The organism is Trinickia violacea, assembly GCF_005280735.1.
Classification (GTDB): domain Bacteria; phylum Pseudomonadota; class Gammaproteobacteria; order Burkholderiales; family Burkholderiaceae; genus Trinickia_A; species Trinickia_A violacea.
On sequence record NZ_CP040077.1, the window covers coordinates 1,717,672 to 1,731,577 of the forward strand.

General features: G+C 55.9%; 10 protein-coding genes and 3 pseudogenes. 9 read left to right on the top strand and 4 right to left on the bottom strand.

The window, feature by feature from the left end:
- Positions 1-31: 31 nt before the first annotated feature.
- From FAZ95_RS07775 to FAZ95_RS39970, 5 genes and pseudogenes are all read left to right on the top strand, one after another.
- Positions 32-1,284, top strand: a pseudogene (locus tag FAZ95_RS07775) (quaternary amine ABC transporter ATP-binding protein); the annotation flags it as partial.
- Entirely contained in the window at positions 1,274-2,185 is a 912-nt protein-coding gene (gene choW, locus FAZ95_RS07780) for a choline ABC transporter permease subunit (protein ID WP_137331919.1), read from the top strand. The pseudogene FAZ95_RS07775 and the gene choW, both read left to right, overlap by 11 nt.
- 253 nt (positions 2,186-2,438) lie before the next feature.
- Complete coding sequence (locus FAZ95_RS07785) at positions 2,439-3,260, top strand: SDR family NAD(P)-dependent oxidoreductase (RefSeq protein ID WP_217497432.1); 822 nt, start codon at positions 2,439-2,441, stop codon at positions 3,258-3,260.
- A gap of 57 nt (positions 3,261-3,317) precedes the next feature.
- A complete protein-coding gene (locus FAZ95_RS07790) occupies positions 3,318-3,569 on the top strand; it encodes a hypothetical protein (RefSeq protein WP_137331920.1) in 252 nt (83 codons plus the stop codon).
- 119 nt (positions 3,570-3,688) lie between these two features.
- A pseudogene (locus tag FAZ95_RS39970) lies at positions 3,689-4,064 on the top strand (Tn3 family transposase); the annotation flags it as partial.
- 394 nt (positions 4,065-4,458) lie between these two features.
- Here the strand turns inward: FAZ95_RS39970 and FAZ95_RS07800 are convergent.
- On the bottom strand, positions 4,459-4,920 hold the full coding sequence (locus FAZ95_RS07800) for a hypothetical protein (protein ID WP_137331921.1): 462 nt from the start codon (positions 4,918-4,920) through the stop codon (positions 4,459-4,461).
- A gap of 260 nt (positions 4,921-5,180) precedes the next feature.
- Entirely contained in the window at positions 5,181-5,612 is a 432-nt protein-coding gene (locus FAZ95_RS07805) for a hypothetical protein (RefSeq protein WP_137331922.1), read from the bottom strand.
- 686 nt (positions 5,613-6,298) lie between these two features.
- On the opposite strand from FAZ95_RS07805, the gene FAZ95_RS07810 reads away from it, so the two are divergent.
- Positions 6,299-6,754 carry an MbcA/ParS/Xre antitoxin family protein gene (locus FAZ95_RS07810; protein WP_137331923.1) on the top strand — a complete coding sequence of 152 codons (456 nt, stop codon included), beginning with the start codon at positions 6,299-6,301 and terminating at the stop codon, positions 6,752-6,754.
- 170 nt (positions 6,755-6,924) lie between these two features.
- Here FAZ95_RS07810 and FAZ95_RS07815 read toward each other — a convergent pair whose 3' ends face one another.
- Together FAZ95_RS07815 and FAZ95_RS07820 are read right to left on the bottom strand one after the other, a co-directional pair.
- Positions 6,925-7,281, bottom strand: a complete 357-nt coding sequence (locus FAZ95_RS07815) for a hypothetical protein (protein WP_137331924.1) — start codon at positions 7,279-7,281, stop codon at positions 6,925-6,927.
- A gap of 490 nt (positions 7,282-7,771) precedes the next feature.
- Positions 7,772-8,121: pseudogene (locus tag FAZ95_RS07820) on the bottom strand (helix-turn-helix domain-containing protein).
- Positions 8,122-9,370: 1,249 nt separating this feature from the next.
- Between FAZ95_RS07820 and FAZ95_RS07830 the strand changes: the two are divergent.
- The 3 genes from FAZ95_RS07830 to FAZ95_RS07840 all read left to right on the top strand — a co-directional run bounded on the left by FAZ95_RS07830 (position 9,371) and on the right by FAZ95_RS07840 (position 13,898).
- Entirely contained in the window at positions 9,371-10,342 is a 972-nt protein-coding gene (locus FAZ95_RS07830; protein WP_137331925.1) for a hypothetical protein, read from the top strand.
- Positions 10,343-10,631: 289 nt separating this feature from the next.
- Positions 10,632-11,438: a TnsA endonuclease C-terminal domain-containing protein gene (locus FAZ95_RS07835; RefSeq protein WP_254699842.1), complete on the top strand. Its 807-nt coding sequence runs from the start codon at positions 10,632-10,634 to the stop codon at positions 11,436-11,438.
- Positions 11,439-11,471: 33 nt separating this feature from the next.
- Complete coding sequence (locus FAZ95_RS07840) at positions 11,472-13,898, top strand: TnsB C-terminal domain-containing protein (protein WP_137331927.1); 2,427 nt, start codon at positions 11,472-11,474, stop codon at positions 13,896-13,898.
- Positions 13,899-13,906 lie beyond the last annotated feature (8 nt).

Consider the following 13,906-nt stretch of genomic DNA (forward strand, 5'->3'; position numbering starts at 1 on the left):
TGGCACCGCAGCGACCTGCGACTTAAGTAATTCTGCGGTGAAAGGCGTATTTTTCTCACAACCATGTATAGCAATTCCGCAGGCTTCCCGCCTGCCGTGGAGACGGACGTGACGCATTCCCCCAAGGTTGTGGTCGATGGACTCTGCAAGGTATTTGGCAGCAATCCGACACAAGCCCTCGACATGCTCGCCCTCGGTGCGACGAAAGACGAGATTTTGGCGCGGACTGGACAGGTGGTCGGAGTACACAACGTGTCGTTTGACGTTCAGGAAGGCGAGATCTTCGTGCTGATGGGCCTTTCGGGTTCCGGTAAATCGACGCTGATCCGCCTCATCAACCGGCTCGTCGAGCCGAGCGCGGGCAAGGTGCTGATCGATGGCCGAGATGTCGCCGCCGCGCGGCGCGCGGAGCTGACTGCGCTGCGCCGCAAGGACATGAGCATGGTGTTTCAGTCTTTCGCGCTCATGCCCCAACGCACTGTGCTTTCGAACGCGGCATTCGGTCTCGAGGTGGCAGGGGTCGGCAAGAAGGAGCGGGAGACGCGCGCAATGGCTGTACTCGAGCAGGTCGGACTTGCTCCTTTCTGTCAGAAGCTGCCATCGGAGCTCTCTGGTGGCATGCAGCAGCGCGTGGGACTGGCGCGCGCGCTCGCGGTCAATCCGTCAATGATGATCATGGACGAAGCGTTCTCTGCGCTCGATCCGCTCAAGCGCAAGGAAATGCAGAACGTTCTGCTGCAACTGCAAAAGGAACATCGCCGGACGATCATCTTCGTCTCGCATGATCTCGAGGAAGCGCTGCGCATCGGCAGTCGCATCGCAATCATGGAGGGTGGACGCCTCGTTCAGGTGGGCGCGCCGCACGAAATCATCAGCAATCCCGCGGATAACTATGTGCGCGCATTCTTCGAGGGCGTGGACACAAGCCGCTATTTGACTGCCGCTGACCTGATGCGAGTCGACGCGGTCCCGCTCGTGCGGAATCTCGATACGGCGAACGTTGCGCAGGCCTTGAACGGCAGCGCCGATTACGCTTTCGTGCTCGACGCCGAGCACAAGATTCGAGGCTTTGTCGCGCGTGAGGCGCTCGGCAGTGCGACATCGAAGGTCGCGCAAATCGAATGCATTTCGCGCGCGGCGTTGCTCGACCACGTTGTGTCGCGGGTCATGGCGACTACGCGCGCGCTGCCTGTCGTCGACGAGGACGGCCGTTATTGCGGCGCCGTCGATCGCGCGGTGGTCCTTGAAGCTCTTACGCGTACACGAGGCTCTCATGTCTGTTGAACTCATTCCGCTCAGTCAATGGGTTGATCAATCGATCCGTTATGTGCTCGATCACGACGCCCGAGCGTTCGACGCGATCGGAAGGACGATCGAAGCGCTTGCCGCCTTCGTCGAACATGGCTTGCAGGCGATCCCAATGTGGGCGCTCATGGCGCTCTTTATCGGTGTCGGCTTGTGGCGCGTCGGCCTGCGCTTCGCGATATTCACAACCCTCTCCCTAATGCTGATCTATGCGACGGGCTTTTGGGACCAGACGGTCATTACCCTTGCATTGACGTTGTCCTCGACGATCATTAGTCTCGTGATCGGCATACCACTCGGTATCTGGACGGCGAAGAGTAAGTATGTCGCGCTCGTCGTGCGGCCGGTGCTCGACTTAATGCAGACGATGCCGGCCTTCGTCTACCTGATTCCGGCCGCGATGCTATTTGGGCTCGGGCGTGTACCGGGCATCCTGTCGACGGTCATTTTTGCGATGCCTCCCGCCGTGCGTCTGACAAGCCTCGGCATTCGTCACGTGAATCGCGAGATTGTCGAGGCGGGCCAAGCGTTCGGCTGCACGCCCTGGCAACTGCTCTACAAGGTGCAGTTCCCGAACGCGTTGCCTTCGATTATGCAAGGCGTCAACCAGACGATCATGATGGCGCTGTCGATGGTGATCATCGCCTCGATGGTCGGCGCGGGCGGTCTCGGTAATGACGTGCTCGAAAGTATCCAGCGTCTCGACATCGGACTCGGCTTCGAGAGCGGTTTGTCGGTCGTGCTGATTGCGATCATCCTCGATCGCATCACGGAGAGCTTCGGCCGCGTGCCCGGTACGACGTCTGCAGCGCGACTGAGCGGACTGGGCAGCGTGCTGCGTCTTCGCGGCGCCGCGCAGAAGCGGGCAGCGCAGAACTGATCGATACGATAGCTCGTCAAGGAGTGCGAGTGGAACTCCGCGCCGCATCAGTCGACATGACCCTGCATCTGATTGATTGTCGGATCGACGGCGATTGTGCAGCCTATGTGTCCGTGGAGTTCATCCTCGCGCGCATCCGATCGTCGACTGGTTCCCGTCCGTGCACTGATCGGCCTCTCGCGTGCAGAGTTGATTGAGGTCGTGTGCCCTATGAAAGCCATCCGGTTTTTGCTGGGCCGCGACGATCTCTGCGATGCCCAACTTTTTTAAAGCCATATGTCATTCGTTTTGTTTGCGCAACCGAGTCGATGCAGATGTCAACTATATGAATGAAGATATCGTAATTGTCACAGGTGGCAGCAGAGGGATCGGCCAAGCGGTGGTCGAAAGATTCCTTGCAGAGGGCGCCCGGGTGGTGGCGTGCGGGCGTGGGACTCGTCCAGATGACTTGGACGCTGCCGTGATATGGGTGCAAGGAGACGTATCGAGGGCTACGGATGCTCGGCGGATTGTGGAATGTACCCTTGACCGTCTTGGACCGCCCTCGGTACTTGTCAACAACGCGGGTATCCAAATCGAAAAAAGCTTGATCCAGACTTCAGACGAAGACTGGGACCTTCTTATGGGCGTCAATGCCAGAGGTACGTTCAATATGTGCCGCGCTATCCTGCCCTCCATGCTGGAGACAGGCGGAAGCATCGTCAACATAGGTTCGATATCTGGCATCAACGCCGATCCTTCGATGGCTGTGTACAACGCGTCCAAAGCATTCGTGCATGGCCTGACCCGGTCAATTGCTGTGGATCATGGGCCCAAGGTGCGCTGCAATGCCGTTTGTCCTGGATGGATCATGACGGCCATGGCTGATTCCGCTTTTGCGTTGGCGAGGGACCCGTTGCAATCCAAGGCAGATGCGTTGGCACGCCACGCCGTTGGACGATTCGGGAGGCCAGCGGATGTGTCCAACATCGTGGCGTGGCTCTCGTCTGAGCAGGCCAGCTTTGTCACGGGCCAGTGCTTCGTAGTTGACGGAGGCTTGACGTCTGCTTCGCCACTTCAGCCGCGACTCTTCTGAGCAGTTTCTGTTGTCTGGTCTGCTCGACCGTGGCATTCAGGCATTAAGGAGAACTTGATGGCGAGCGCAGGAAGATCACTTAGAACGATGGTTGAGGATTGGATGGCACCGGATACAGCAAAAGGCGTTAAAGTCAGAAAGTTCGGGCGATCGAAAAACGGACGCTACGTTTGCATCGAGGCAGTCAACGCGGCGGGTCCAATTGCAATCTTCTTTTTTCGCCACCGTGACGGCACATGGTGCATTTTCCCGCCAAGTGCTGAAAGACCGGCTATGCGCGTCGCGGAGGTTTCGTTGATCCAAACCTAACGATGTAAGGACTCGAGCGCATCGGCGATGTTTGCGGTGCTAACAGTCCCGATATATCGCGTTCTGTCGCGGTAAGGAAGGATTCTCCGCGGCCAGTCGCTCGATCACTTGCAGTGTGAGTTGCTGCCTCGTTGCCCACCGACCAATGCACGGCGGTGCAAGCGCTCTCGCGCTTCAACTGCACGCGGACAACCGGTATACGATGGCGGCGTCCATATCGAGCGGCTATTCCGCACGATTTACCTGATCGATCACTTCGTCAATGCTGCATTTCGCGCCGAATTGCAGCACGTGCTCAATGGTGGGGAGGCGGTCCATCCGGTGTAGCGGGCGATCCGCATCGACAAGATTCCACCGGAACTGACCAGGCACAATAACTCATTTGCGGCTGTATCCTAAGCAATGGCGCTGCTCTCCAATGCCGTGATGGTGTGGAACACGAGCCACATGCAGCGCGCGGTCGACCAGATAGAGGCGCTGAGCGGAGAGTCCGTTCGGGGGGGCTGCTCCACGAGCGGCTATACATGCGGAGATTTGGTCACGATAGGACCCGCGTGGGGCGCGCTGGGTACCGGAGGCGATAGCCGCGATAACCTCCGCCTTGTCGCGGCTAATGGAAGCGCGCTAGGCCTTCGTGCATAGGGGAAGTGACCGGAGAGGGCAAGTGTTCGGCGAGGCCGTATGAAAACGCAAAACTACCTGATTTTTGGGTGTCGTTTTACCCTTCCCGAACTGTAACCAAGCCAATACAGCGCGATCTGAAAGGAGAAGTTTTTCGACCGGAACGTCAGACGTGCGTTTTCACATAGCCTCCGGCCATTGCCATTATTGAACTATCGGCGATTGTCAGGCGGCTACGGGTCGGCTTAGCGATTCCGCTCTTTCCTATTCACGCGTTATTCGAGAAATCTTCCGGCTTCAGGATCGGCTGCGCCAACGCGGCCCGCATCCGATCGAGAATCTCCAGTGCGGCCTGATCCCCCTCTTCGACAGTCCACGAGAGAATCGCACCTGTCGATGAATAGGCGCAAGGGCGGTCATGGCTATAGTAGACCTCTCGGATTTCACGCCAAATCCCCCCGTGGTTACAGAACTCCATCACCCGATAATTCAGGTGCGGTCGCTTGCTCGGTTGGTGAGGAAGATGGGCCAACAAGATCTGGCGTAATTCGCGGTCATTCTCGGGCAACAGCAGCCACGATGCCATCACACGATCTGAATACGTTGCCCATGCGAGAACGACGTCTGCATCCGAGGCGTCGACTTGAACTTCCTTTAGACAGTTCTTCATTCTGGCCATCTGGTCCGGGTGTTCGGTGATAATGCCTCGGCGTTCGTTTTCGTCCAGCATATGAGACACCTCCTGTTCGAGAGAGCATGAATAGCCAGTCGACTTTCGTCATGCCATGCACTTTGCTGATGACATGAACCGACCGTTGTTGCCATTCCGACCACGACACGTCTGAAGTCGATGCCTCTGTGAGTTGAAGGTTCGGGGCAGTAACAGGATGTATGCGCTCCGGGAATCAGCATGTTCGACCTTGGTGCACGACCGCTCGACGGCGCGTCGCAGCGCGGACCGACTCGGCCAACTCTGCATCACGACTACCGTCACCATATCGAATCGCGATCGCCCGCGAACTCCTGTTGGGCTGCTTTGAACACGCGTTCTGGATCGCTGACGAAGAGCTCCGCTGGCGGCAGGCCACCTAGAAGCGCATGCGGCGAATACAACCAAAACGCTCGCCGCCATCCTGCGTCGTCACCATCTTTAGGCAACGCAGAAAGCAGTTGGGAGACCTCTGGACGTAGCCTTCCGAACCGGTCAAACTGAAACTCCGGGTAGACGAACCCGCGCTGCAACTCAGACCACACACCGAGGAGCAGACCTGCAGCGCGCGCATCTGCCAAGAATACCTCAGTGTCCGCTCCGAACGGCGCTTTGAGATATTTGGCTACTCGGCGATCGTCTGGCCAGTGATGTCTCAATAGTTCGTCGCGGAAATCGATTGCCGCGCGGTGCGGCGAAGTGAGCGCACTCATTGACCAACTCCTCGTTCCTTGCTGCCCGCACAGTGGCTGCGCCTGCTCCAATAGTGACGTCCGCGACCCGATATCAGTTGAGGGCCTGAGGAAAGCAGAGTTTCCCTTGGATCACATTTTAGGCCCCTCCACGGGACCGCGTGCGGTTATCCCTATCACAGGCACGCGTAATACTACGGACGCATATTTCGGAGGGCCCAATGTACGGACTAGAGAGGCAGGAACCACGGACGCCGTGTTTGCAGTCGCATATGATTGACGTCAGGACGACTGCTCGACAACCGCGCTATCCTTCGCAGACCTAGTCAAAAGTAGTTCAACGATATCCAGTCGAGCCTGTTGGCGAACATCGAATTGTGTTTGCGCTTTGACGAACGCATCGGGCTTAAGCGTACCGGCACGGCAAGTCAGGGCGCGTGAACCGACGGCACCAATTTCGAAGCGCCTGTCGCCCGGCCAAATTTGCCGACGTCGTGAGAGCATTCGGTGCGAATGGGAGACGGTCTAGACATCTTCGACATTTGCTTGCGGCATCTATTTTTTGGATGCACTACTCCGGCCTTTTCGCTACCACTTGTAGGTGGTGTCATGGCGTTCACTCGACCGCGCGCGTCAGGCAGAGCTGGGTAGCGTGCAATGTTCAGAGAATTTCCTAAAATATGAGGACGTCTTGCGCACAACTTCTCATGTCGATCGTTGAATTCCGCCCGACTGGTCGCTTTAATCCCCGCAACACTGAACTTTCGTTGCTTGGAGACCTACTTCAGACACCGATTCGGTCGAGCCTCAATCTCGCCGTATTAGCCCAGGAGCGTGTCGACGCGGACGTGGTGGACCGCTTCCGTGCGCACGGGCTAAAGGCTGAGGAGCTACTGTTCATTATTCATCGTCGGACGCTATCTCGGCGTCGGCGCAACGGGGAGCGCCTATCCAAGGACGAATCCGACAAGGCCATCCGTCTAGCGAGGGTGGTCGCCCAGGCAGAGGTCGTATTCGGCAGTCGCGAAAAGGCACTGACCTGGCTGCGCGGCCGAAAAACCAAGTTTGCCGGCAAGACCGCGCTCGAAATGGTCACCATGGAGCATGGCGCCCGACTTGTCGAGGAGGCTCTGACGCTAATCGACGAAGGATACTTCGCCTGATACAACTTCGGAAGATCCCCGGCTTTCCGATTGCATCGGATGTCGCTCACAGGCAGGATGGGCCGGTCCAACTGCCACAGGACTCCTTGTGGCGCGTCATGCCGATGCGTATCGCACCTGATTTCTCCGTGGTCGGACTCGGTGTTGTCGCTAAACGTGCCCGTATGACACTACAGGGCGTTTCTATCCGAAAGCATCCTTCGCACGCGATTCATAATCCAGTCTATTTCTGCGCTGGAGAGAGTCCACGTCCCTAACCGAACTTTCTTCCTTACACCAGCCTTGACACGGTCAAGAACTTCGTCCGCCGGCGACGAGGGATTGTCCGCAAGCTTCTGCGCAGCATACCGTGCGAGTTGCTGTACCAGATCTTCACACGCCACATATCTTTCCCGGAGCTCTTCGTCCGTCAGTCCGGTGATAAATTTGCCGTCGATCAACCGAGCAAGGAATTTAGTCTGGGCACCAGATACCGCTCCCGATCGCCCCGCTCTAGGGAAATCGTCTGGAACGCTGATTTCACTCATCGTGTCCCTCCTCGATGTGTTGACTGGGCGAAGTCGATGGTTCAGCTTGCAGGTGTGCGGACAAAGTACTAGCGTTCACCGTCAACTGCCCGTCCAGTTACCGGTTCGAAACCGTGACTAACTGCTCAGCCCGGTGCCTGGCGCCGCGCATTGCCTTGTCTCCGCGCCACGCGTGACAGGGGGTGATATCAACGCAAGCTGCGGTATTGGCCAACGGCGAAGCATCCAAGCTCCAAAGTGAACCGCATCTGATGGCGCTACGCAGCTATCGCACTCGGGCACGACAGTGTGCTATTCGATCCAATATTCCACGAGGCAAGCGACCACTTGCTCGCGACAAGGCCAGGTTATCGCCGCAACGCAAACGCTGCAATGTGAAGGCCAGCACGGGTTGCGCGTGTTGTGAACAGTAGCGCCGATACAAAACCGCCGGAAAGATTCTTCATTGCTTTTCTCGTCTTCGCTTTTTCCCGCATTTCCTCTCGATTTCCTATCCGAGAAGCACTTCGGTGGGAATCTTCAATTCGCGGTTGAGACGGCGAATCATCGAGAGGCTGAGCCTGCGCTTTCGATTGAGCACTTCGTAAACCCGATTCAGGTTACCGATATACGGCTGCATGTCGCTCGCCGAGAGTCCGGCCTTCTCCATGCGAAATTTGATGGCGTCATTGGGATCGGGAAGATCGAGCGGGAAGTGCTCGGCCTCGTAGCGCTCAACCAGGATGGCCAGAATTTCGAGGAGATCCCCATCCGGCGTGCCGGGTCTGCGTCAACCAGGCTGGAAGCACCCTGCAACGCCACCCTGTAATCGTGTTCATTGTGGAGTGGACGGATTCCCATCTTGGTTAATCCTGTTAAACGGTTGGCGAGCGTGAATTCTACTCGCGATCCAAAACTTTAAGACGCGCGTTCGCTACATTCGGGCATCACCATCTGGGCGCGGATCAAGCGATTGAAGAAAGTTGCCGATGAACTCAACTTGGGCGCGGTGCTCGGGCACCAAGCAACACAAAAGCCCGGTGCCAGACGACTTTTGCAAGGCGATGCCGGGTCGCTTCGAAGTCAAAACCCTGTTCACGCGTCTTAGCATCAATGCACCCGGCATCAGCCGCACAGGACATCCATGTCCCCGTTCTTGGCGTCGCAAATGCCGCAAGACGGACCTTATTCCTCAGTAGGATCGTCGAACCGCGGTCTCCGCGCGTCGTGACGGACTTTGCGCTTGAGCGCGGCCCAAAGCCGAGATTCTTTCGATTCAAAGATTCACGATCGGACCCTTAGACGGACTTTATTCTCCCGGATCAAAGCGCCCCATGATCTGATTATCGCCAAGATCTGAGTTTTTACAATACTTTTGCATTTTATTGAGCGCGCGGCGCAATGAAATTCTAATTTGAAGGCAATAATTTCCTGAATAACGGATAAATCCAGTTATCTGCTGAGCCTGGGCCTCGATTGCTTCGGATCGGCCGGCTTCAAACCGTTTGGTATCGGGAACGTCGGATCTGCGCAGACTGTGCATCGCGCTGCTTGGAACCGCCGGCGGACACACCGTACACAGCGTTGACCGAGCTGCAACAATGCGCTACGGGCTCCAATGAAATAACAAATCATTTCATCAGTAGGGGTGTCGGCGCCCACGTGGTTACCAATCCAATCGTTGCAAAAATTGTAAAAATCGAGCCAAAACTCCGTCGTGTGAGACGGATATTAATAACTTCCGCAGAATTAATTTTATACAAAATGAATGGCGAGAACAATTTCCTACTGTTTCGTGACTTGATGTCCCATGTAATTTGGAATGCGAAGTAAAATGTGTTGCATTTATAAGGACCTGTTATTTTGACATCATGCCAGGCGCCGATCGCGAGGTCATACCTCGATTAGCTGCCGGCGTCGAAACAGTTGCTGATGTCAACACGCCTTGCGATGGGATTTGCGATTTGACAGACGGACGATATTGCCTATTTTGTTCATACCTCGTCAGAGGTCTTTCAAGGTCGACGGTATTTCGCCCATGGGCGAGGATCGCCAGTGTTGGGGATCGACGGTCCCCGTCCCGAGCATCCGATGCTGGGCAGAGGTCATCATGTTTGCTTCCCTCGAGTTGGCTCGATACTTTGATCAGCGCCGCTTGCCGGATGGGGCGCTCCAATTGATCGATTCGATCCGCTCGGACATCCCGTGTGCGGCGGCATTGGAGTGCCGGGGTATCCGCTCAGTCGTCTCACGTAACTCCGCGAAGATGCAGCGCACCTTTTGGCTTACGGCCCGGACGTTGCGAGGCAGCGCAGCGATATGCTTAAAGACTGGGCGCTTCGTGGGAGACGAAGCGCACCATTGGCACGACAAAAGCTGCGAGGACAATCGGACGCAGTTTGGCATTGAGCATCGGGTACGAAACAACCGTGAATTGCCGCGGATCTTTCTCGAGAACTTGCGATATTTACAGGACTTCATTGCAGAGCAGATACCTGTGCTCGCCTCGAACACTGTCGAAGGGCTCAGACGTTGCTTGCATGACAGGCCACTCAGCTATAGTGACATGACGGTGCGCCACGGTGACGAGGCCGATATCCTGCTGACTGCGTTGGCTCAGGGCAATCTACGCGCCGATCTGTGCCGGGACCGCACCGGCGATATGGCGTCGTTCCTGCTCTACCGTGATGCGGTATCTGTCAAAGCCGGCCAGATGCTGCGGTCCCCTCCCTGGGAGCACAAGACTTTGCCGTTGCCGAGGTTTGGGGACTGTCCGCCGAGGACGACCCTGCACAACGAGGGAAAGGAGTGGAGGGTTATATTGGGTACCGGAGACGACCATCCTGAAAGATTGTTCGTGACGGAAGATGGCCGCAACATGTGCGTGCCTCTCTGCAACGTCATGGAGTTATTGGCCGAAAAGGTGGAGCTGTCCGTTCGCATCGCGTCGCTGGATCCCCCAAAAGTGCGCCGTTTCTCCGACCTCAGTCATGAGGCACGACAGGATGCACTTGACGAGTACGCCTCCGTGCAAGACGAGTACTCAATTCCATCCCTAAAAGGCGGTAGACCGAACTGCTAATGCAACCGATTTCTGGTCACGCCAGCATGCTTGTATTTCCGTAAGGTACAAGGGTCGGATGAAAACGAGGCACTAGTGAGATCTCCGGAGCGACTCGGTTTATGGTGACAGTGAGTCGGCCAGGTTGTGAATCCGTTTTCCGGGTGACTTTGATGCCGATTAGTAGATAAATTCAGAATGTTAATTTAGTAAATATAGGTATCCTATTTAAATCAATTCGTGCTTTATCGACGAGATCGATCGAATATGAGTTGACTGGAGGTTCATTGTGACTACGCGAACTGTAAGGATGCGAAAGAAAACGCTTGCGCGAAAGCTTGCAGAGCAAGAATCGGCGAAGAAGGCTGGTGAATATATTCGCTGGTATCACACAAGAGATATGCCAGGCTCGGGAATTAAGACCAGGCTGGCATGTGAGAAAGGCGCTGCAGACGAACTGCATTTTATGTCTGAGGCAGAGCATGCTGTATTTTTGGAAGCATGGTGGCGTTCCTGCGTCGTCACGATATTTGACCAGCACGCCCTCGACAGGGAAAAGACGCAACGAGCCGCGGCGTCGGTCAATCTTGACCATCCGACATACAGTGGAACTCGTGAGCCCGCAGTGCTCAGTACCGATCTGGTTCTTGTCATCCGAAATCGTAATTCGTACAGTCGCGAGGCATGGTCCGTCAAATCGGCATCGGGCAACGGAACGACTCCATTGACGCGTGCACAACAAATTGAGCGCAAAACCTGGCAAGACGAGGGGGCATCTTATCGGGCCGTGACGGCTCGTGGCATGCACGCTAATCGGTCAAAGAATTTGGCATGGATATTCCGCGCGGCCAATGAAACGGTGGGGAGAGACCTGACGGAGGAAGAAGTTGCGGCCCGGCGTGCGATCCAAATACTCATTCGAACGCGTCGATCGATGTCCGTGATAGAGGCGTGTCGCTATGTCGACCGATGGCTTGGTCTGTCAGTTGGTTCGGGGATACGGGCGTTTCGTCAACTGGCAGGAGAGAAGCGCATCCGATTCGACCTGGAAACTGTGGACCCGCTCCAGCTTCGCCTTGAGGAACTCTGGTGGTGCTCAGCGCATAAGGCACGGTGAGGCAACCTATCGACAGGGATATCGGAGTTTGTTATGCCAGTGAAAGCGAACTCGGTGACGGACCTTGCGGTCGGGGACGTGGTTAAAGAGCGCAACGGCACCCGCATATACATCGTCTTGAAAACCGGCGCTGGGCAGCGTTGGACTCACCTTATCGATATTGAGCATGAGGCGAAATCGGCCGCAAGCCGTCACGCTCAGCCTTTCAAGCTCAAAACCGATGAGGTGCTGCTCAGACTGTCATCAAACGTAGAGGCAGAACTTGCGCTCGAGAAACTCGAACAGTTGCCAGTAGTCGTTTCCCAACGAAGGAATCTCCCCCCCTTCGTCTACACAAGACGCGCCGAAAAATACCGGGGAATAGCTCAAGACCCCACCCAGTCGGATGGATGGAAACTTATCGCCGCGTTACTAACGTTTGACCAACCGGTCCGTGAAGACGGTTCACCTGCGTTGCCTTCCATTCATGGCGATGCCTTTGAGGAAATGCTTCACCGTGAAACACGGGCCAAGCGTATCGCACGCTTCCGCGAAGTCGTCAAAGTCTCAGCATCCAAGGTCTACCGGACCTTCCGACGTTTTTGCCAGCAGGGGATGACACCCGATGCGGCAGCGGACGACTATGACCGCTGCGGGGGGCGCGGTAAGCAACGCAAATGGAAGAACCATCCAGGAAGAAAGGCCACCAGAAGGACGTATAGTGCATCTGCGAGGAGCAAAGAGGTCAATCGACTGCTTCAGTTGGCCGCCGACTATTACCATTCGTTCGAGTATGCAAAAGGTAAGAGATCTCAGAAAACGATGGATATCGCATTGGAGTGGGTAAGAGCCAAATTCTTATGCGACAGGGTGGTCTACAACGAGAAGAAAGAAATGGTCGAGCTCGAGCTCGATAGACGCATTGTTCTTACACGTCGACAGCTCCAGTATTACATCTACCAAAACTATACCTATGAGGAGCGACGCATCCACCAGATCGGGCTAAAGAACTATCTTCTTCGCGAGCGTCCTCTGACTGGAAAGCTCAGAAATTCCCGCGGCCCCGGTGAACAGTACCACATCGACGCAACGATCCTCGATATCTATCTTGTCGGCCGAATTCTAAGAACCAGAGTTATCGGGAGGCCGGTACTCTATCTAGTCATCGATGACTGGTCGGCAATGGTTGTCGGGTTTTATGTAACTTTTGACCCACCCAGTTGGAATGGGGCGATGATGGCGCTTGTTAATGCGATATCGCCGAAAGTGGAGTTCTGTCGCTCACTGGGAGTTGAAATTACCGAGAACCAGTGGTCAGCACATCGGCTCTGTGAGGTTCTTTACGCAGACCAGGGCGAGGTGAGCAGCGTTCATCAAGCTCATCCGCTCATCGGAGTCTTTCGGGTTGAGGTCAAGAATGCACCTGCGTACCGGCCAGACCTGCGCAGTGTGATGGAACTGCGCTTTCGCATCATCCCCGCAATCTGGAATTCACTATTGCCGGGAATTGTCGAGAAAGAATCCTTCGCTCGTGGTTGCGAACACCCTGCCTATCATGCGGCGCTCAACATACAGGAGATCCGGCGTGTTGTTCTCTTTGCTGTATTGAGCTACAACCGACATGTAATCGCTGGCTACCCTACGCCCCCTGAGATGGTGGATGCGGGACATGCACCCACGCCACTGAATCTATGGTCGTACGGCATCGGTGTGAACGGCTACGGAAGGCATATAGGTGTCGCGGATTTTCGCTCAAAGGTAATACCATCCGCGACGGTGCCGATCGATGGATACGGCATTCTTCACAACGGCCTGCATTACGAGTGCCCGACTTTGTCGCTTGTTGAAAGGCAGGCCATGCATCGCAGCAAGAATAAGCGCGATTCATCCGTTGAAATCTGCTACGACTCTGCCGATAACAGCAGCATCGAACTACTCGGGCTAGGTACACCAATCTCGTGCCCTCTGATCGAGGGCGAGCGGGACGACTTCACTGGCTTGACGCACCAGGAGTTAGCAATATACAGGGATCTCAATGCAACGAACGTTGGGATGGCTCTTGAAGCGGGAGAGGCGCACCGAGCGATGACCACCTACAACATTGCAAAGATTGGTCGAGACGCCGTAGCAGAGACGAAATCAGCGTTGATTGCTTCCGGGATGACTCGGCCCGATATCGACTGCATGGATGAAACGCGTCAAATGGAGAGGTGTGTCGACGGTAACCCACGAAGCGTGTCCGGTTCGAGGGGAAAGAGATCTAAGAGGGAGTGCAACCCCTTGAAGAGCTTTTGTGGAAGGAGTTCGGACGTGTCGGCAACGTCTGTGGATGGACGCAGGGAGACTTACGACGAAGAAGGGGACGTGAACCAGAAGCCGGTCCGTGAAAGCGACGCGCCAATCGGCGGAGGCGCTCAGTTGTCCACGAAGGAGCTTCGGGAGCAGCGTGCACGTGAGTTGATTGATAGTTCAGATGATTAGGAGGTCAA

Excerpts from the sequence above, each read along its gene's own strand:
- choW (WP_137331919.1), top strand. The coding sequence starts at position 1,274 with ATGTCTGTTGAACTCATTCCGCTCAGTCAATGGGTTGATCAATCGATC.
- FAZ95_RS07785 (WP_217497432.1), top strand. The coding sequence starts at position 2,439 with ATGCCCAACTTTTTTAAAGCCATATGTCATTCGTTTTGTTTGCGCAAC.
- FAZ95_RS07790 (WP_137331920.1), top strand. The coding sequence starts at position 3,318 with ATGGCGAGCGCAGGAAGATCACTTAGAACGATGGTTGAGGATTGGATG.
- FAZ95_RS07800 (WP_137331921.1), bottom strand. The coding sequence starts at position 4,920 with ATGCTGGACGAAAACGAACGCCGAGGCATTATCACCGAACACCCGGAC.
- FAZ95_RS07805 (WP_137331922.1), bottom strand. The coding sequence starts at position 5,612 with ATGAGTGCGCTCACTTCGCCGCACCGCGCGGCAATCGATTTCCGCGAC.
- FAZ95_RS07810 (WP_137331923.1), top strand. The coding sequence starts at position 6,299 with ATGTCGATCGTTGAATTCCGCCCGACTGGTCGCTTTAATCCCCGCAAC.
- FAZ95_RS07815 (WP_137331924.1), bottom strand. The coding sequence starts at position 7,281 with ATGAGTGAAATCAGCGTTCCAGACGATTTCCCTAGAGCGGGGCGATCG.
- FAZ95_RS07830 (WP_137331925.1), top strand. The coding sequence starts at position 9,371 with ATGTTTGCTTCCCTCGAGTTGGCTCGATACTTTGATCAGCGCCGCTTG.
- FAZ95_RS07835 (WP_254699842.1), top strand. The coding sequence starts at position 10,632 with ATGCGAAAGAAAACGCTTGCGCGAAAGCTTGCAGAGCAAGAATCGGCG.
- FAZ95_RS07840 (WP_137331927.1), top strand. The coding sequence starts at position 11,472 with ATGCCAGTGAAAGCGAACTCGGTGACGGACCTTGCGGTCGGGGACGTG.